Raw genomic sequence first — 16,536 nt, forward strand, 5'->3', positions numbered from 1 at the left:
CGGGAGGCCGGCGGCCATGGGCCGCCGGCGCCGCGCTTACTTGATGAAGCTGAGCTGCTTGCTGATGCGCTCGAGGACCGGCTTCTTCTTTTCGTTGAAACCGGCCTTGTTCTGCGAAATCAGGTTCTTGCCCTTGGTGTCGATGGAGATGATCAGCGGGCCGAATTCCCTGACCCGGTTGATCCACAGCGTTTCCGGCATGCCCAGGTCCTGCCATTCGGCGCCTTCGATCTCTTCGACCTGCGTCGCCGCCAGCACGGCGCAGCCGCCCGGGAAGATGGCGTGCACCGCCTTGTTCTCCTGGCAGCCGGCGGCCGTTTCCGGCCCCATGCCGCCCTTGCCGACGATCAGCTTGACGCCGGTCTGCCTGATGAACTCGCGCTCGAATTTCTCCATGCGCATGCTGGTTGTCGGGCCGATGGAAACCATCTCGAAATTGCCGTCGTCCTTCTTGCGGACGATGGGGCCGGCGTGGAAGATGGCGCCGCCTTCGAGATCGACCGGCAGCGCGCGGCCCTGTTCGATCAGGCGGCGGTGCGCCACGTCGCGGCAGGTGACCAGGCGGCCGGTGAGGTAGACCACGTCGCCGACATTGAGGTTTTCGAGGTCTTCGTCCCTGATGGGGGTCGTCAGAATCTTTTTCACAGCACCACTCCTTCGTGGGAAATGATTTCGTAGGACATGTCGGCGTTGATCTTGATCTTGCCGCGGCGATGGGCCCAGCAGCCGGTATTGACGGCGACGCCGATGGTCGAGGGATGGCGGGCCGACGATTCGATATTGACGCCCATCACGCTGTTGTTGCCGGTCAGGCCCTGCGGGCCGATGCCGATTTCGTTGAGGCCCTGTTCGAGCAGTTCTTCCATCAGCGCGGCGCGCGGGTTGGCGCTCTTCGAATCGACCGGCCGCATGATCGCCAGCTTGGACAGGCGGGCCGCGGTTTCGACCGAGGTCGACACGCCGACGCCGACGAGCAGCGGCGGGCAGGCATTGACGCCGCGCTCGGTGATGACGTCCATGACGAACTCGGCGACGCCCTCGTAGCCCTGGCCCGGCATCAGCACCTTGGCGGCGCCGGGCAGCGTGCAGCCGCCGCCGGCCATGTAGACGTCGATGGTGCAGCTGTCGAGCGTCGGCACGATGCGCCAGTCCAGCCAGGGAATGTTGGTGCCGGTGTTGGTGCCGGTGTTCTTCTCGTCGAAAGTCTCGACCGCGTTGTGGCGCAGCGGCCCCATGCGGGTCGCCCCGGCCGTCGCGTCCTTGAGGATGTCTTCCAGTTCGCCGAGCAGCGGGAAGTTGGCGCCGGCCTCGACGAAATACTGGATGACGCCGGTGTCCTGGCAGCTCGGGCGGTCGAGCCTGTCGGCCGCCTCCTGGTTGCCGGCCATCGAATCGTAGATCGACTTGGCCAGCGGGTTGGTTTCCAGCGTGCGCAGTTCGGCCAGCTTGTGCTTGACGTCCTTGGGCAGGCGCTTGCCGATGTAGGCCGTGAATTTGGCCATGGTGTCCGTCAGCGACTGGACGGCGATTTCCTTGTCCATGATTGGCTCCTTGAAGAAACTGTTGGGGTGGGGGTGTTGCGTCAGTGAGCCGCGGCTTCGGCGGTCACCAGATCGGGTTTTTGCGAGCGGGCCAGTAGCAGGGTCAGCACCGCCGAGAGCACGAGCAGGCCGGCGACGAAGTAGAGGCCGCCGGCATAGCTGCCGGTCTGGTCCTTGACCCAGCCGATCATCGCCGGGCCGGCGAAGCCGCCGAGGTTGCCGATCGAGTTGATGGTGGCGATGCCGGTGGCGGCCGCGGCGCCGGACAGGAACATCGTCGGCATGCTCCACAGCGGCGGCTTGGCGCAGCTGATGCCGATATTGACCAGGGTCAGCGCGGCGATCAGGCCGACGACGCTGTTGGCGCCGGCGGCGACGATCAGCCCCACGGAGGCCGCAACGCAGGCCAGCACGACGTGCCAGGTGCGTTCGCCGGTGCGGTCGGAATGACGCGACCAGAGCACCATGGCGACGACCGAGACGATGGGCGGGATGGCGTTCAGGAAACCGACGGTCATCGATGACACGCCCAGCTGCTTGATGATCTGCGGCGCCCAGATGCCCAGCGTGTACAGGCCGGCCGAGGTGCCGAAGTAGATCATCGCCAGGGCCAGCACGCGGGGATTGGCCAGGCCGCTCAGGATGCCGTGCTTGGCGCTGTCGGCCTTGCTGGCGTTTTCGTCGGCCATCGCCTTGACCAGCCAGGCGCGCTCGTCATCCTTCAGCCATTTGGCCTGTTCCGGCTTGTCGGTCATGTGGAAGAAGACGACGACGCCGAGGATCAGGGCGGGGATGGCCTCGAGGATGAACATCCATTGCCAGCCGTGCATGCCCATGACGCCGTTCATTTCGAGCAGCGCGGCGGAAATCGGCGAACCGAGCGCGGTGGAGATCGGCGCGGCGGCCATGAAGAAGGCGGTGACGCCGGCGCGGTGGCGGGCCGGGAACCAGTAGCTGAGGTAGAGGATGATGCCGGGGAAGAAGCCCGCCTCAGCCGCGCCGAGCAGGAAGCGCATGACGTAGAAGCTGGTCGGCCCCTCGACGAAGGCCATGGCGCCGGAGATGATGCCCCAGGTCACCATCACCCGGGCGATCCACAGCCGGGCGCCGACCTTGTGCAGGATGATGTTGGACGGCACCTCGAACAGGAAGTAGCCCCAGAAGAAGATGCCGGCGCCGAAACCGAGCATGGAGGCGGTGAAGCCCAGGTCGTTCTTCATGGTCAGGGCGGCGAAGCCGATGTTGACCCGGTCCAGGTAGGCGATGAAATACAGCAGCATGATGAATGGCACGATGCGCCAGGTGATGCGGCGCAGGGTCCGCTTTTCGATATCCAGTTCCATAAGGTGTCTCCTCCTTTTTTCATGGTTGCCGACCAATGCCGGTAACGTGGAACGGAGGTTAAAACCTGGGAAAAAAATATGAATCGCTGTAAAGTTAATTCATCATTGCAAAAAACTGACTAATGAACGCCGATTCCGAACTCGCCTTCTTCTGCCTGCTGGTCAAGCAGGGGAGCCTCGCCGCCACGGCGCGCGAGCTGAACCTGACGCCGCCGGCTGTCTCGCGCCGCCTGGCGCAACTGGAGGAGCGGCTCGGCGTCAGGCTCCTTAACCGGACGACGCGGCGCATCAGCCTGACCAGCGAAGGCGAGGTCTATTTCGAGAACGCGCAGCGCATCCTCGGCGACATCGACGAAATGGAGCGCCTGGTCTCCAGCAGCCGGGCCGCCCCGAAAGGCCTGCTGCGGGTCAATGCGCCGCTCGGTTTCGGGCGCTCCTATATCGGCCCGGCCATCTCGGCGTTTACCAAAACCTACCCGGATGTCGATGTTCAGCTGCACCTCACCGACCGTCCGGTCAGCCTGCCGGACGAGGCGATCGACGTCTCGATCCGCTTCGGCGACCTGCCCGATTCGCGGCTGATCGCCAAGAAGATCGCCGTCAACCGCCGCCTGCTGTGCGCCTCGCCGGCCTATCTGCGCGCGGCCGGCACCCCGGGCTATCCCCATGACCTGACGCAGCACCAGTGCATCGTGCTGCGCCAGAACGAATCGGCCTATGGCAACTGGCGCCTGAGCCGGGGCAAGCAGCTGGATACCGTCAAGGTCCATGGCAAGCTCAGCACCAACGATGGCGAGGTGGCGCTGAACTGGGCGCTGGAGGGGCACGGCATCCTGATGCGCGCCGAGTGGGATGTCGCCAAGTACCTGCGCAGCGGCCGCCTGGTCCAGGTGCTGGCGGATTACGCGACGCCCGCCGCCGATATCTATGCCGTCTATCTCGAGCGTCTGAACCTGTCGGCCAAGGTCGCCTGTTTCGTCGATTTCCTGCGCAGCTACCTGAGCCAGCACGCCGACGGCCCGCGCCAGGATCGCTCCAACTGGTAGCGCTAGCTACCTTCGTTCATTCCGGTCTGGGCGAACCACTGTTCCAGAAATTCGACGCACACCTTGACCTTGGCGGAGACCGATAGCCGCGAGGGATAGACGGCCCACACGTCGGCCTGCTGGAAATACTGCGGCAAGACCGGAACCAGCACGCCGGATTCGATTTCCCGGCTGACGTCCCAGGTCGAGCGGAGGATGATGCCGTGTCCGTCGATGGCCCATTGGCGGACGATTTCACCGTTGTTGGCCGACAGCGGCCCGCTGACCTTGATGGCGACCAGGCCTTCCGGCCCCGCCAGCTCCCAGTGTCCGAAGTCCTGGTCGCGTTCGCGGATGGGAATGCAGCGATGGCCTTGCAGGTCGGCCAGCGACAGCGGTGTTCCGCAGCGTTCCAGGTAGGCCGGCGACGCGCAGAGCACGCGCCGGTTGCGGGCGATCTGCCGCTTGATGACGTTGCCTTCGCGCACCGCGCCGATCCGGATGTCGAGCTGGAAGCCTTCGTCCACCAGGTCGACCGGGCGGTCGAACAGTTCGACCTGGATTTCCAGTTGCGGAAAGCGGCGGGCCAGTTCCGACAGGGCGGGAGCCAGGCGGTTGCGGCCAAAGCCCGTGCTGCTGCATATCCGCAGCAAGCCGCTCGGGGCCGCCTTTTCGCGCGAGATGGCCTCGCCCATCAGGTCGACATCCTCGAGGATGCGCAGCGCCCAAATGTGGACGATCTCGCCTTGCGCGGTCAGTTGCACGCTGCGCGTGGTCCGATGGAACAGCTGTTCCATGATGGCCGCTTCGAGCAAGGCGATCCGCTTGCTGACGACGGCTTTGGACAGGCCGAGTTCGCGGGCGGTGGCGGCAAAGCTGCGATTGCGCGCGACGACGCAGAACAGGCGAAGGTCTTCAAGCTGGGGTTTGATGTTCACGAATCGTATCCACCGGATTCACATTTTGATGGATTGTAAATAATTTCGTCGCCTATAAGCTAAGCCGATCTGAAAACCCTTCATTTGCGCAGGAGATCGACATGGGACACAAAATTGCAGTCATCGCGGGCGACGGCATCGGCCAGGAAGTCATGCCCGAAGGGCTGCGCGTGCTCGAGGCGGCGATGCGCAAGTTCGGCCTCGATCTCGAATTCACCGCCTTCGACTGGGCGCACTGCGACTATTACCTCGAACACGGCCAGATGATGCCGGACGACTGGTTTGCCCAGCTCAAGGACTTCGACGCCATCTACTTCGGCGCCGTCGGCTGGCCGGCGACCGTGCCGGACCACATCTCGCTGTGGGGCTCGCTGCTCAAGTTCCGCCGCGAATTCGACCAGTACGCCAACGTTCGCCCGGTGCGCCTGATGCCGGGCATTCCCTGTCCGCTGGCCGGCAAGCAGGTCGGCGACATCGACTTCTACGTCATCCGCGAGAATACCGAGGGCGAGTATTCCTCGATCGGCGGCCGCATCTTCGAAGGCAGCGAGCGCGAAACGGTGATCCAGGAGTCGATCTTCACGCGCAAAGGCACCGACCGCATCCTGAAATTCGCCTTCGACCTGGCGCAGACAAGGCCGAAGAAGCATGTCACCTCGGCCACCAAGTCGAACGGCATCGCCATCAGCATGCCCTACTGGGACGAGCGCCTGGAGGCCATGGCCGGCAATTACCCCGAGGTGCGCTGGGACAAGTACCACATCGACATCCTGACCGCCCGCTTCGTGCTCAGCCCGGAGCGCTTCGACGTCGTCGTCGCCTCCAACCTGTTCGGCGACATCCTGTCCGACCTTGGCCCGGCGTGCACCGGCACCATCGGCATCGCGCCGTCGGCCAACCTGAATCCGGATCGCACCTTTCCCTCGCTGTTCGAGCCGGTGCACGGCTCGGCTCCCGACATCGCCGGCCGGGGCATCGCCAATCCCATCGCCATGATCTGGTCGGGCGCCATGATGCTGGATTTCCTGGGGCAGGGCGACGCCCGCTACAAGGCTGCCCACGATGCCATCATGCAGGCCGTCGAGCACGTGCTGGTCGCCGGGCCGCGCACGCCGGACATGGGCGGCACGGCCGGCACGGTGGAACTCGGCAGCGCGATTGCCGAGGCCCTGGCGCAAGCGGGAGCCCGACCCGACCGATGAATGCCTTCCTCCATCAGCTCGCGCTCGGCGTGCCCCTGTTCGCGCTGATCCTGCTCGGCTATCTGCTGATGCGGGTCGGCGGCTGGCCGAAGGCGATGTCGCATCACCTGACCACCTTCGTGTTCAGCGTCGGCTTGCCGGCCATGCTGTTCCGGATGATGAGCGACCTGTCGAAACTGCCGCCGGTGGACGGCCGGCTGCTCATCGCCTTCTTCGGCGCCTGCCTGATCGTTTTCGTGGTCGGCCGGCTGGTCGCCTGGAAGCTGTTCGGCCTCGACGGCATCGGGCAATCGGTGTTCGGCGTCGGCTGCATCTTCTCCAACAACATCATGCTCGGCCTGCCGCTGGCCAAGGCCTCGCTGGGCGACCAGGCCATCCCGTCCGTCGCGCTGGTGCTGGTCTTCAACGCGCTCGTCCTGTGGAGCCTGGTCAGCCTGTCGGTCGAATGGCACCGGCACGGCAGCCTGTCGTTCAAGGGCATTCGGGATACGCTGAAAGGCGTGCTGCGCAATCCGATCATCCTCTCCATCCTGGCCGGCAGCGCCTTCGGCCTGACCGGTGCCAGCCTGCCGGAAATCGTCGATAGCCCGCTCAGGATGGTCGGCCAGACCGGCATGCCGCTGGCGCTGGTGGCGCTCGGCATGAGCCTGGCCGACTACGATCTCAAGGACGAATGGCGGCTCAGCCTGGGCATCGCCGGCCTCAAGCTCCTGCTCCTGCCGCTCCTCGTGTTCGGCCTGGCCCGGCTGATCGGCCTGCCTGAGCAGGAAACCCGGGTCATCGTCCTGCTCGGTTCCATCGGTTTGGGCGCCAATGTCTTCCTGATGGCCCGCCAGTTCAAGGCCGTGGAGGGGGGCATGGCCGGCGCGCTGATCATCTCCACCATGTGCTCGGCCGTCACCACGCCGCTTTTCATGGCGCTGCTCAGTCACTTCTGAAATCGGGCCGGGGTGCGATACGCATCCCGGTTTGCGCAAGGGGCGGTGCGTTGCGCCGCAAAAAAAATGCCCGCGTTGTGCGGGCATTTTTCTTGATCAGCGTCGTTCGCTTACCAGAGCTTCCACCAGGCGGTCTTGCGCTCCAGACCGTCCTTGTAGAAACGGCTGTCCGGGAAGTTCTTCTTCAGCACGCGGTTGGCGTCGTCGCGCAAATCCGTCATGCCCAGCTTGTCGTAGGCGGTGACCATGACGTACATGGCTTCTTCTATCGCCGGGGCCTGCGGGTAGGTCTTGATCGCGTACTGGGCGCGGTTGGCCGCCGCGATGTAGGCGCCCCGCTTGACGTAGTAGCGCGCGACGTGGACTTCGAGCGAGGCCATGGCATTGACCAGGTAGTTCATGCGCAAGGTCGCATCCGGCGCGTATTTGCTGTTCGGGAAGCGGTTGACCAGTTCCTTGAAGGCTTCGAACGATTCGCGGGCGGCCTTCGGGTCGCGCTCGGTCGGGTCCTGCGAACTGACGTAGGCGGTCAGGCCGAGGTCTTCGTTGAAGTTGATCAGGCCCTTCAGGTAATAGACGTAGTCGACCGTCGGGTGGCTGGGGTGCAGCTTGATGAAGCGGTCGCAGGCGGCGAGGGCGGAACCGGGCTCGTTCGCCTTCCAGTACACGTAGCCCAGTTCGAGCTGGGCCTGCTGGGCGTAGCGGCCGTACGGGAAACGGGCTTCGAGCTTTTCCAGGTACTTGGCCGATTTGTCCCAGGCGCCTTCGCCCTGGGCATCCTTGGCTTCGGAGTAAAGCTTGCCGGCGGACCAGCCGCTGGTCTCGTCGTATTTTTCCGAAGAACCGCATCCTGCGATGAGGGCTGCCACAAATAGTGCCAGCAATGTGCGGATGAGGGCGGGGAAAGACGGGAATGCGGGTAAACTTCGCATCTATGAATGATCCTATTGAAGATTCCGGCGATTATAGCCGAACTGAACCGCTCCGCCTGACCGTCCCCGAAGCATCTACCGGTCGTCGCCTCGACCAGGTGCTGGCCGACCTGTTGCCGCAGCATTCGCGCAATCGCCTCCAGGGCTGGGTCAAGGATGGCTGCGTGCTGGTCGATGACAAGTTGGAAACCGAGCCCAAGCGGAAACTGCTGGGCGGCCAGGTGCTGCTCGTGGAGGAGCCGGAAGAGGCGCGCAACCAGGTCGATCAACCCGAAGACATTCCGCTCGACGTCGTTTACGAGGACGAGACGCTGCTGGTGATCAACAAGCCGGCCGGCCTGGTCGTCCATCCCGGCAGCGGCAACTGGAGCGGAACGCTGATGAATGCCCTGCTGCACCACGTGCCGGGCATCGACCAGATTCCCCGCGCCGGTATCGTCCATCGCCTGGACAAGGACACCAGCGGCCTGATGGTGGTCGCCAAGACCCTGGAGGCGCAGACCGATCTGGTGCGCCAGTTGCAGGCACGGACCGTCAAGCGCATTTACCTGGCCTTCGCGGCGGGCGTGATCAAGAAGGATGGCGGCGTCGATTCGCCCATCGGCCGGCACCCCACGCAGCGCATCAAGATGGCGGTGGTTCCCGAGAACCGGGGCGGCAAGCCGGCCTTGACCTGGTATCGCGTGCTCGATTCCTTCCCCTATTGCACCTTCGTCGAGTGTTCGCTGGAAACCGGGCGAACCCACCAGATTCGCGTCCACCTCGCGTCGATCAACCATCCCCTGGTCGGCGACCCGGTCTACGGCAAGAACAACCCCAAGCTGCCGGAGTTCCCGCGGCAGGCGCTGCATGCTACGCGCCTCGGCCTCGTTCATCCGCTGACCGGCCTCAAGATGCAGTGGGAGGTGCCGATGCCCGAGGACATGAGGAACCTGCTCGATACCCTGCGCTATGGCTGAGTTGCTGGTTCCCGACTGGCCGGCCCCGGCTGCGGTGCGCGCCTTGCAAACGACGCGCCTCGGCGGCTGCAGTGCCGCGCCATGGGATAGCCTGAATCTCGGCGATCATGTCGGCGACGATCCGGCCAGCGTCCTGGCAAACCGCGCCCGCTTGCGCAGCGGCTTGCCGGGCGAGCCGGCCTGGTTGAAACAGGTGCATGGCACGCGGGTGGTCGATGCGGCCTTGCGCAGTTCCGACGCCGTCGAGGCGGATGCGGCGTATGCCCGCCAGGCCGGGGCTGTCTGCGTTGTCATGACGGCCGACTGCCTGCCGGTGCTGTTCTGCAACCGTGCCGGAACGGTCGTGGCGGCGGCCCATGCCGGCTGGCGCGGTCTGCAGGCCGGCGTGCTGGAGGAGACCATCGCCGCCATGGCCGAAGCGCCGGGCAATTTGCTGGCCTGGCTGGGGCCGGCTATCGGGCCGGCTCGCTTCGAGGTCGGCGACGAGGTGCGGGCGGCGTTCGTCGCCGGCGACCCGGAGGCCGCGCAGGCATTCGTGCCTGCGTCGCCGGGCAAGTGGCTGGCCGACATCTACCGGCTGGCGGAGCGCCGCCTGCGCGCAGCCGGCCTGGCGTCGATTCACGGTGGGGGGCTATGCACGGTCAGCGACGGCGAGCGATATTTCTCCTACCGCCGCGACGGCGTGACCGGTCGCATGGCGACGCTGATCTGGCTGGCCGCCGACGGCGTATAATCCGGCGCTTTTCATCAGGCCGACATTCGTGAGCACATTATCCTGGATCATTGCCGTATCGCTGGCCGGCGGCGCGCTGAGCGTTGCTGCCGCGGCGGCACTGAGCCTCTCGGTCGGGGTGCATCGGGTCAATATCCTGATCTCGTACGCCATCGGCGCCCTGCTTGGCGCGGCATTCCTGGAGATCCTGCCGCATGCGCTTGAGCATGGCGATCCGCACAAGATGGCGGCCACCGTGCTGTTCGGGATCATGGTGTTTTTCGTCCTTGAAAAACTGGTCCTCTGGAGGCATTGCCACCACGATCACTGCGAGGCCCACGAAGCCCATGCCCCGGCGCACGACCATGGACGCTCGGGCCTGCTGATCCTGGTCGGCGATACCTTCCACAATTTCGTGGACGGCATCCTCATCGCCGCGGCCTTCCTCGAAAACACCGAGCTCGGGATCGTCACGGCGCTGGCCATCATCGCCCACGAAATTCCGCAGGAAGTCGGCGATTACCTGATCCTCCTGCATTCCGGCTACAGCAGGCTCAAGGCGCTGGCCTTCAACCTGTTGTCCAGTCTGGCCACGCTGGCCGGCGCGATGCTGGCCTATTTCGCCCTGTCGGAACTGACCGAGTGGATTCCGACCCTGCTCGGCCTGGCGGCGGCGAGCATGATCTATGTCGCGGTCGCCGACCTGATACCGGGGCTGCACAAGCGAACGGAACTGAAGGCGACCCTGCAGCAGGTCCTGCTGATCGGCTCGGGCATTGCGTCCATCGCGCTGGTCAGGGCGCTGGTCGGCGAGTAACTGCCGCCCGGCCCGGGGCGGCGAGCTCGCCCTAGGTGCCCGTGTCCTGGCGGTTCTTCTCCGCCATCATCTCCTTGAAGCGCCGGCGCTCCCGGCGTACCCGTGATCCGGCAAAGTAGAGCAGGAGGCCGCAGGGCAGGGCGCCATAGAACAGGAACGAGATGATCCCGGATATGACGGTCGGCTCGTTGGCGGCGACCAGGACGGTGACGTAAAGCCACCCGATGACGATGATCAGTACGAGCGACATGGCATGGCGTCGCGGCTAGGCGAGTAAATCATTTCAAGAGTCCGGCTGATTGCAACAATGTACGGCGCGAGGGCGTCCGCGACGCCAGAATTATGCATGCAAATGCATTGACAGCGCCGAAGCGGGTATGGAGAATCCAGAGGCTCAAGCCCCCGAAACTACAGATACGAGACTTCCCATGGCGCAGGGATCGAACAACAACGACGCTTTCATGGGTTCTGCCGCGCAGTTCATGCAGGCAGGGCAGAACATGATGCAGCAGTTCATGGATTATCTCGGCAAGTCGGGCGCTCAGTCCGCTGCCATGCCACCGCCGGTTGCCGATCCGCAGGCGCTGACTACGCTGCAGAAACAGTTCATGGACCAGCAGATGTCGCTGTGGCAGTCGGTACTCGCCAAGCAGCAGGGCCAGGAACCCGCCTTCAAGGTGGCGCCGGAGCCGGGCGATCGGCGTTTTTCGGCACCGGAGTGGAAGGAAAGCCCGATCTACGATTACCTGCACCAGGCCTACCTGCTCAATACCCAGTACCTGAAGCAGATGGTCGAGGTGATTCCGGCCCAGGACGACAAGGCCAAGGAGCGCATGCGTTTCCTGGCACGCCAGATGGCCGATGCCATGGCGCCGTCGAATTTCGCCGCGACCAATCCTGAGTTCATCAAACTGGCCCTCGAAACCAAGGGGCAGAGCATCACCGACGGCATCAACAACCTGATCAAGGATTTCGAAAAAGGCCGTATTTCGATGACCGACGAGTCGGTGTTCGAGGTCGGCAAGAACATCGCGACGACGGAAGGTGCCGTCGTTTTCGAAAACGACCTGATGCAGTTGATCCAGTACGCGCCGCTCACCCCCAAGGTCGGAACCCGGCCGCTGGTCGTCGTGCCGCCGTGCATCAACAAGTTCTACATCATGGACCTGCAGCCGGACAATTCGTTGATCCGCTACGCTGTGGAGCAGGGCAACACGGTATTCCTGGTTTCCTGGCGCAACCCGCAGGAAGAACTGGGACATCTCGGCTGGGACGACTACCTCGAGCAGGGGCCGATCGCCGCCTTGCAGGTGGCCCGGGAAATCACCAAGGTCAAGCAGGTCAATGCGCTGGGCTTTTGTGTCGGCGGCACCGTTCTCACCTCGGCCCTGGCCGTGCTCAAGGCCCGTGGCGAGAGCCCGGTGGCGTCGCTGACCCTGCTCACGACGCTGCTCGATTTCTCCGATACCGGCGAAATCGGCCTGTTCATCGACGAGCAAGGCGTGGCGACACGCGAGTCGACGATCGGCCAGGGCGGACTGCTGCCGGCGCGCGACCTGCAGAATACCTTCTCCTTTCTGCGCGCCAACGACCTGGTCTGGAACTACGTGACCGGCAACTATCTCAAGGGACAGAAGCCGCAGGCTTTCGACCTGCTCTACTGGAACTCCGATTCGACCAACCTGCCGGGACCGTTCGCCGCCTGGTACATGCGCAACATGTATCTGGAAAACAGCCTGCGCGTGCCGGGCAAGCTGACCATGTGCGGCGAGCAGGTCGACCTGGGCAAGCTCGACATGCCGGTCTATCTGCTGGCCACCCGCGAGGATCACATCGTGCCGTGGCAGTCGGCCTACCAGAGCACACGCCTGCTGGGCGGCAAGATTCGCTTCGTGCTGGGCGCTTCCGGCCACATCGCCGGGGTGATCAATCCGGTCAGCAAGAACAAGCGCAGCTACTGGGTGAACGATGAGGTGAAAACCGATGCCGAGGGCTGGCTGGCCGCGGCGGAGGAAAGGAAGGGAAGCTGGTGGGCCGACTGGGCCGGCTGGCTGAAACCGTTGTCAGGAGAGCAGCGGGCACCGCGCAAGCCGGGAAATGCCAAATACAAGGCCATCGAGCCAGCGCCCGGACGCTACGTCAAGGAACGCGCGGTATAAAACTTCCCGAGGAGATAAAAATGTCCCGAGTTGCACTGATTACCGGCGGTATGGGCGGGCTTGGCGAAGCCATCTGCATCAAGATGGCAGCGCTGGGCTACAAGGTCGTGACCACGTATTCGCCGGGCAATGCCAAGGTGGATGGATGGCTGAAGGGCATGAACAACATGGGCTATGGCTTCAAGGCCTACCCGTGCGACGTGACCGATTTCGATTCGGCCAAGGCCTGTGTCGATACGGTGACCCGGGAGGTCGGCCCGGTCGACGTGCTGGTCAACAACGCCGGCATCACCCGCGACATGACCTTCAAGAAGATGACCAAGGCCGACTGGGATGCGGTCATGAACACCAATCTCGATTCCGTCTTCAACATGACCAAGCAGGTCATGGACGGCATGATCGAGCGCAAGTGGGGGCGCGTGGTCAACGTATCCTCGGTCAATGGCCAGAAGGGCGCCTTCGGCCAAACCAACTATTCGGCGGCCAAGGCAGGCATGCATGGCTTCACCAAGGCGCTGGCCCTGGAAGTGGCGAAGCAGGGCGTGACCGTGAACACCATTTCCCCGGGTTATATCGGTACCAAGATGGTGACCGCCATTCCGCAGGAAATCCTCGATTCGAAAATTCTGCCGCAGATCCCGGTCAACCGCCTGGGCAAACCGGAAGAAATCGCCGGCCTCGTTGCCTATCTCGCTTCCGATGAAGCGGCATTCGTCACCGGGGCCAATATTTCCATCAACGGCGGCCAGCACATGTTCTGACCGACGTACTTTTTACCCCGCTCTATTTAAATCAAGGAAGGAAAAATACTATGACGCAACGTATTGCTCTCGTTACTGGCGCTATGGGTGGTCTTGGAACCGCAATCTGTCAGCAACTGGCTGCTGCCGGCCACAAGGTGGTTGCTTCTTACCACCCGCAATTCGACAACAAGGAAGAGTGGCTGAAGGATATGGCTGCCGCCGGTTTCAACGATTTCGTCTGTGTCGCTGGCGACGTTTCCTCGCTGGAAGACTGCCAGAAGATGGTTGCCGAAGCTGAAGCCGCTGCTGGCCCGATCGACATCCTGATCAACAACGCCGGTATCACCCGCGACCGCATGTTTGCCAAGATGGAAAAGGATGGCTGGGATGCCGTCATCGCCACCAACCTGACCTCGCTGTTCAACATGACCAAGCAAGTCTCCGCCAAGATGGCCGAGCGCGGCTGGGGTCGCATCGTGAACATCTCCTCCGTCAACGGCGTCAAGGGTCAGGCTGGCCAGACCAACTACTCCGCTGCCAAGGCCGGCGTCATTGGCTTCACCAAGGCACTGGCCGCCGAACTGGCAAACAAGGGCGTGACCGTCAACGCCATCTGCCCGGGCTACGTCGCCACCAAGATGGTCATGGCCATCAAGCCGGAAGTGCTGCAGACCATCGTCGACTCCGTGCCGATGAAGCGTCTGGCCAAGCCGGAAGAAATCGGCTACGCCTGCGCCTACCTGTCGAACGAACTGTCCGGCTTCACCACCGGCGCCACCATCAACATCAACGGCGGCCTGTACTACCAGTAACCGTAGATTGATGCTTTCCCATGTGTCGCAGTAAGACGCATGGGGTTAGGTAAAGCCCTGTAAATCAGGGCTTTTTTATTGCCTGTAAGTTGCCATTGGTCGGGAAAAGTGAGCAGCCGTGCGATGGCAAGAGAACTGCGCAGATTTGCAATCTTGGAAGGTTCAGTTCGCAGCCCGGAGGGACTCGAACCCCCGACCCTCTGCTCCGCGATTGGTGTGGTTGTAGTGTGTAGCGCATCGCGCTACAATGTCTGCCATGATCAAACACTTCAAACATAAGGGTCTGAAGCTGTTTTTCGAGACTGGCAACAAATCGGGAATTCGCCCGGATCACGCTGCTCGATTGGCTCGTCAGCTACGCCAGTTGAACGACGCGCGGTCGGCCAAGGAAATGAATATGCCGGGCTGGAAGCTGCATCCGCTGGCCGGCGATCTTGCCGATCACTGGTCGGTGACGGTCAACGGAAACTGGCGCGTGACTTTCACGTTTGAAGGCGAGGACGCCATCCTGGTCGATTACCAGGACTATCACTAGGAGAATCGCATGGGACGCATGTATAACCCGCCGCACCCCGGCGAAACCTTGAAGGAAGATGTTCTGCCGGCGCTTGGTCTGACGGTGACGCAGGCGGCCGAAGAGTTGGGTATCAACCGGGTAACGCTGTCGCGCGTGCTGAACGGTAAGGCCGGGGTCAGTATCGACCTGGCTCTGCGTCTGGAAGCATGGCTCGATGGACCGACTGCCGAGAACTGGCTTAAGGGACAGCTTGCCTATGATTTGTGGCAGGCTGAGCAGTGCCGCCCGGTGGTTAGTGTCAGGCATGCCAAGGCTGCTTAAAAACTGCCAAGCATTGTTGAAACGAGTAGCCCAGTGAGTAGCTTGATCAATGATCGGAATGAGGAATCATTGTGCTGCAATCGATAGAGGCTTATTGATGTACTACAGTAACGATGTTGGTTGCCGGCGCCTGTCGCTGGTAATCGCAACGCCTTGAAAAGCCCGGTTTTCCGGGCTTTTTTCTATTGAAAGAAATACGTGAGCGGCTTGTCGAGGTAGAAAAATGAACCGTTTGTTATCGCTCTCCGTGGCTGCGCTCTTGCTGTCAGCCTGTTCAATTCTCGCGCCGAAGTGGCACTGGGAAAAGCCTGGCGGTAACTACGAGCAGGATGAACGCTTCTGCAAGGCGCAGACCTACAGCGGCACCGATGGCATGGTCACCCATGCCAGCGTACGGAGGATGCATGCTTGCATGGAGGGCAAAGGGTGGCGGAAGATCGAGAACTGAGTACGCCACCGAGTTGCATGGGGTGCATGCATCACTATGTGACGCATGATCCGAACTTCCGCTATGGCTGCAGGGCTTTCGGTTTCAAAAGCCAACAATCGCCGATTCGTCTGGTTCAGAAGGCATCGGCGCAGCCGTGTCGATTGTTCGAGAAGAAGACAACTGTCCGCTGAGCCATCATGCCCTGCGGTCGCCACCTGTTCGCTGGCCTTTTCGGCGGTCATTGCCGTGAGAATTCCTCACGCCACGGCCGCGCAAAAGCAGGGCTGGCACCAGGAACAGGACAAGCAGGATGAGGATGGAAAGCAGCAGGTGGTTGTCGAGAATGGCGTCTAGCACGGGTTTCTTCTCCGGCGTGTTGCTGCGGGTTGGACATGGGTCGGAGGCAAGGGTTGCATGGCTTGGGGTGCCGTCAATTCCCCGGATTGTTGCCGAACCGCCGGTACACCAGTGTGGATTTCAGCATGAAATATTGCTGAAATTTTGCATCGCAGCAGCAAACGGGCGCCTGTGGGGGCTCAGTTTTTTCGTATAATGTTGCGCTGCACACAAACCAATGTTTTGAGGATCGCAGCATGTCGGAACCGGTACGCCTGATCAAGAAATACCCCAACCGTCGTCTTTACGATACCAAGACGAGTGCGTACATCACCCTTGGCGACGTCAAGGATCTGGTGCTCAAGTTCGAGGTTTTCATGGTGGTCGATGCCAAGACCGGTGACGACCTCACCCGCAGTATCCTGCTCCAGATCATCCTCGAGGAGGAAACCGGCGGCGTACCGATGTTCTCCAGCGAACTGCTCTCCGGCTTCATCCGTTTCTACGGCAGCACCATGCAGGGCATGCTGGGCAAGTACCTGGAAAACAACATGAAGACCTTCGTCGATTTCCAGCAGAAGCTGCAGGATCAGTCGCGAACCATTTATGGTGCCGCTGACAACACGCATCTGCAGACCGATTTCTGGAACCAGTTCCTGAATTTCCAGCAGCCGGCCATGCAGAGCATGATGACTGCCTACATGGACCAGTCCAAGAAGATGTTCCAGTCGATGCAGGATCAACTGCAGAGCCAGACGCGCAACATGTTCACCGGTTTCCAGGACAAGCCCGAAAAGTAGGGTTTCCCGCC

At 62.5% G+C, this 16,536-nt stretch carries 19 protein-coding genes; 13 read left to right on the forward strand and 6 right to left on the reverse strand.

The genetic code is table 11. The features are described from left to right. Window positions 1-36: 36 nt before the first annotated feature. Genes ttdB through Q0P59_RS06940 form a run of 3 tightly spaced genes read right to left on the reverse strand, consistent with a single transcriptional unit; the run spans window position 37 to window position 2,884 of the window. A complete protein-coding gene (ttdB, locus tag Q0P59_RS06930) occupies window positions 37-645 on the reverse strand; it encodes a L(+)-tartrate dehydratase subunit beta (RefSeq protein ID WP_295004962.1) in 609 nt (202 codons plus the stop codon). Further along, window positions 642-1,541, reverse strand: coding sequence for a L(+)-tartrate dehydratase subunit alpha (gene ttdA, locus Q0P59_RS06935; protein WP_295004964.1), 900 nt, complete (start codon window positions 1,539-1,541; stop codon window positions 642-644). The genes ttdB and ttdA overlap by 4 nt, the downstream gene beginning before the upstream one ends. A 41-nt stretch (window positions 1,542-1,582) precedes the next feature. Continuing rightward, window positions 1,583-2,884 carry an MFS transporter gene (locus Q0P59_RS06940; protein ID WP_295004966.1) on the reverse strand — a complete coding sequence of 434 codons (1,302 nt, stop codon included), beginning with the start codon at window positions 2,882-2,884 and terminating at the stop codon, window positions 1,583-1,585. Window positions 2,885-3,006: 122 nt separating this feature from the next. Between Q0P59_RS06940 and Q0P59_RS06945 the strand changes: the two genes are divergently transcribed. Beyond that, window positions 3,007-3,930 (forward strand): LysR family transcriptional regulator, encoded by a 924-nt coding sequence (locus tag Q0P59_RS06945; protein WP_295004968.1) that lies wholly within the window; start codon window positions 3,007-3,009, stop codon window positions 3,928-3,930. A gap of 2 nt (window positions 3,931-3,932) precedes the next feature. On the opposite strand, the gene Q0P59_RS06950 is transcribed toward Q0P59_RS06945, so the two are convergent. Next, on the reverse strand, window positions 3,933-4,847 hold the full coding sequence (locus Q0P59_RS06950; RefSeq protein WP_295004970.1) for a LysR family transcriptional regulator: 915 nt from the start codon (window positions 4,845-4,847) through the stop codon (window positions 3,933-3,935). 101 nt (window positions 4,848-4,948) lie between these two features. Between Q0P59_RS06950 and Q0P59_RS06955 the strand changes: the two genes are divergently transcribed. Next, a complete protein-coding gene (locus Q0P59_RS06955) occupies window positions 4,949-6,049 on the forward strand; it encodes a tartrate dehydrogenase (RefSeq protein WP_295004972.1) in 1,101 nt (366 codons plus the stop codon). After that, window positions 6,046-6,987, forward strand: a complete 942-nt coding sequence (locus tag Q0P59_RS06960; protein ID WP_295004974.1) for an AEC family transporter — start codon at window positions 6,046-6,048, stop codon at window positions 6,985-6,987. Before Q0P59_RS06955 ends, Q0P59_RS06960 begins: the two co-directional genes overlap by 4 nt. Window positions 6,988-7,097: 110 nt before the next feature. Here the strand turns inward: Q0P59_RS06960 and Q0P59_RS06965 are convergent, their stop codons facing one another. Further along, a complete protein-coding gene (locus Q0P59_RS06965) occupies window positions 7,098-7,919 on the reverse strand; it encodes an outer membrane protein assembly factor BamD (protein WP_295004976.1) in 822 nt (273 codons plus the stop codon). A 2-nt stretch (window positions 7,920-7,921) separates the two neighbouring features. On the opposite strand from Q0P59_RS06965, the gene rluD reads away from it, so the two are divergent. From rluD to Q0P59_RS06980, 3 genes are read left to right on the forward strand one after another with little or no spacing between them, the layout of a single operon-like run. Next, window positions 7,922-8,878 (forward strand): 23S rRNA pseudouridine(1911/1915/1917) synthase RluD, encoded by a 957-nt coding sequence (gene rluD, locus Q0P59_RS06970; RefSeq protein ID WP_295004978.1) that lies wholly within the window; start codon window positions 7,922-7,924, stop codon window positions 8,876-8,878. After that, window positions 8,871-9,611 (forward strand): peptidoglycan editing factor PgeF, encoded by a 741-nt coding sequence (gene pgeF / locus Q0P59_RS06975; RefSeq protein WP_295004980.1) that lies wholly within the window; start codon window positions 8,871-8,873, stop codon window positions 9,609-9,611. Before rluD ends, pgeF begins: the two co-directional genes overlap by 8 nt. A 28-nt stretch (window positions 9,612-9,639) precedes the next feature. Beyond that, window positions 9,640-10,407, forward strand: coding sequence for a ZIP family metal transporter (locus tag Q0P59_RS06980; RefSeq protein ID WP_295004982.1), 768 nt, complete (start codon window positions 9,640-9,642; stop codon window positions 10,405-10,407). Between the two features lie 31 nt (window positions 10,408-10,438). Here the strand turns inward: Q0P59_RS06980 and Q0P59_RS06985 are convergent, their stop codons facing one another. Then, window positions 10,439-10,657, reverse strand: coding sequence for a hypothetical protein (locus Q0P59_RS06985; RefSeq protein WP_295004984.1), 219 nt, complete (start codon window positions 10,655-10,657; stop codon window positions 10,439-10,441). Between the two features lie 178 nt (window positions 10,658-10,835). Here Q0P59_RS06985 and phaC point away from each other — a divergent pair, with 178 nt between their 5' ends. From phaC to phaR, 7 genes are all read left to right on the forward strand, one after another. Then, on the forward strand, window positions 10,836-12,566 hold the full coding sequence (phaC, locus tag Q0P59_RS06990) for a class I poly(R)-hydroxyalkanoic acid synthase (protein WP_295004986.1): 1,731 nt from the start codon (window positions 10,836-10,838) through the stop codon (window positions 12,564-12,566). 20 nt (window positions 12,567-12,586) lie between these two features. Next, a complete protein-coding gene (phbB, locus tag Q0P59_RS06995) occupies window positions 12,587-13,327 on the forward strand; it encodes an acetoacetyl-CoA reductase (RefSeq protein WP_295004988.1) in 741 nt (246 codons plus the stop codon). Window positions 13,328-13,377: 50 nt separating this feature from the next. After that, window positions 13,378-14,121, forward strand: a complete 744-nt coding sequence (locus Q0P59_RS07000) for a beta-ketoacyl-ACP reductase (protein WP_295004990.1) — start codon at window positions 13,378-13,380, stop codon at window positions 14,119-14,121. A 256-nt stretch (window positions 14,122-14,377) separates the two neighbouring features. Beyond that, window positions 14,378-14,656, forward strand: a complete 279-nt coding sequence (locus tag Q0P59_RS07005; RefSeq protein WP_295004992.1) for a type II toxin-antitoxin system RelE/ParE family toxin — start codon at window positions 14,378-14,380, stop codon at window positions 14,654-14,656. Window positions 14,657-14,665: 9 nt separating this feature from the next. Beyond that, window positions 14,666-14,959, forward strand: coding sequence for a HigA family addiction module antitoxin (locus Q0P59_RS07010; protein WP_295004994.1), 294 nt, complete (start codon window positions 14,666-14,668; stop codon window positions 14,957-14,959). A 223-nt stretch (window positions 14,960-15,182) separates the two neighbouring features. Continuing rightward, window positions 15,183-15,407 carry a hypothetical protein gene (locus Q0P59_RS07015; protein WP_295004996.1) on the forward strand — a complete coding sequence of 75 codons (225 nt, stop codon included), beginning with the start codon at window positions 15,183-15,185 and terminating at the stop codon, window positions 15,405-15,407. 575 nt (window positions 15,408-15,982) lie between these two features. Continuing rightward, entirely contained in the window at window positions 15,983-16,525 is a 543-nt protein-coding gene (gene phaR, locus Q0P59_RS07020) for a polyhydroxyalkanoate synthesis repressor PhaR (RefSeq protein ID WP_295004998.1), read from the forward strand. The last annotated feature ends 11 nt before the right edge of the window (window positions 16,526-16,536 follow it).

The organism is uncultured Dechloromonas sp. (genome assembly GCF_945957265.1).
Taxonomy (GTDB): Bacteria; Pseudomonadota; Gammaproteobacteria; order Burkholderiales; family Rhodocyclaceae; genus Azonexus.

What these genes read in the sequence shown, in the direction of transcription:
- Q0P59_RS06955 (WP_295004972.1), top strand. Translation starts at nt 4,949, where the DNA reads ATGGGACACAAAATTGCAGTCATCGCGGGCGACGGCATCGGCCAGGAA.
- Q0P59_RS06960 (WP_295004974.1), top strand. Translation starts at nt 6,046, where the DNA reads ATGAATGCCTTCCTCCATCAGCTCGCGCTCGGCGTGCCCCTGTTCGCG.
- Q0P59_RS06965 (WP_295004976.1), bottom strand. Translation starts at nt 7,919, where the DNA reads ATGCGAAGTTTACCCGCATTCCCGTCTTTCCCCGCCCTCATCCGCACA.
- phaR (WP_295004998.1), top strand. Translation starts at nt 15,983, where the DNA reads ATGTCGGAACCGGTACGCCTGATCAAGAAATACCCCAACCGTCGTCTT.
- pgeF (WP_295004980.1), top strand. Translation starts at nt 8,871, where the DNA reads ATGGCTGAGTTGCTGGTTCCCGACTGGCCGGCCCCGGCTGCGGTGCGC.
- rluD (WP_295004978.1), top strand. Translation starts at nt 7,922, where the DNA reads ATGAATGATCCTATTGAAGATTCCGGCGATTATAGCCGAACTGAACCG.
- Q0P59_RS07010 (WP_295004994.1), top strand. Translation starts at nt 14,666, where the DNA reads ATGGGACGCATGTATAACCCGCCGCACCCCGGCGAAACCTTGAAGGAA.
- Q0P59_RS07015 (WP_295004996.1), top strand. Translation starts at nt 15,183, where the DNA reads ATGAACCGTTTGTTATCGCTCTCCGTGGCTGCGCTCTTGCTGTCAGCC.
- Q0P59_RS07000 (WP_295004990.1), top strand. Translation starts at nt 13,378, where the DNA reads ATGACGCAACGTATTGCTCTCGTTACTGGCGCTATGGGTGGTCTTGGA.
- ttdA (WP_295004964.1), bottom strand. Translation starts at nt 1,541, where the DNA reads ATGGACAAGGAAATCGCCGTCCAGTCGCTGACGGACACCATGGCCAAA.
- Q0P59_RS06940 (WP_295004966.1), bottom strand. Translation starts at nt 2,884, where the DNA reads ATGGAACTGGATATCGAAAAGCGGACCCTGCGCCGCATCACCTGGCGC.
- Q0P59_RS07005 (WP_295004992.1), top strand. Translation starts at nt 14,378, where the DNA reads ATGATCAAACACTTCAAACATAAGGGTCTGAAGCTGTTTTTCGAGACT.
- phaC (WP_295004986.1), top strand. Translation starts at nt 10,836, where the DNA reads ATGGCGCAGGGATCGAACAACAACGACGCTTTCATGGGTTCTGCCGCG.
- Q0P59_RS06945 (WP_295004968.1), top strand. Translation starts at nt 3,007, where the DNA reads ATGAACGCCGATTCCGAACTCGCCTTCTTCTGCCTGCTGGTCAAGCAG.
- Q0P59_RS06985 (WP_295004984.1), bottom strand. Translation starts at nt 10,657, where the DNA reads ATGTCGCTCGTACTGATCATCGTCATCGGGTGGCTTTACGTCACCGTC.
- phbB (WP_295004988.1), top strand. Translation starts at nt 12,587, where the DNA reads ATGTCCCGAGTTGCACTGATTACCGGCGGTATGGGCGGGCTTGGCGAA.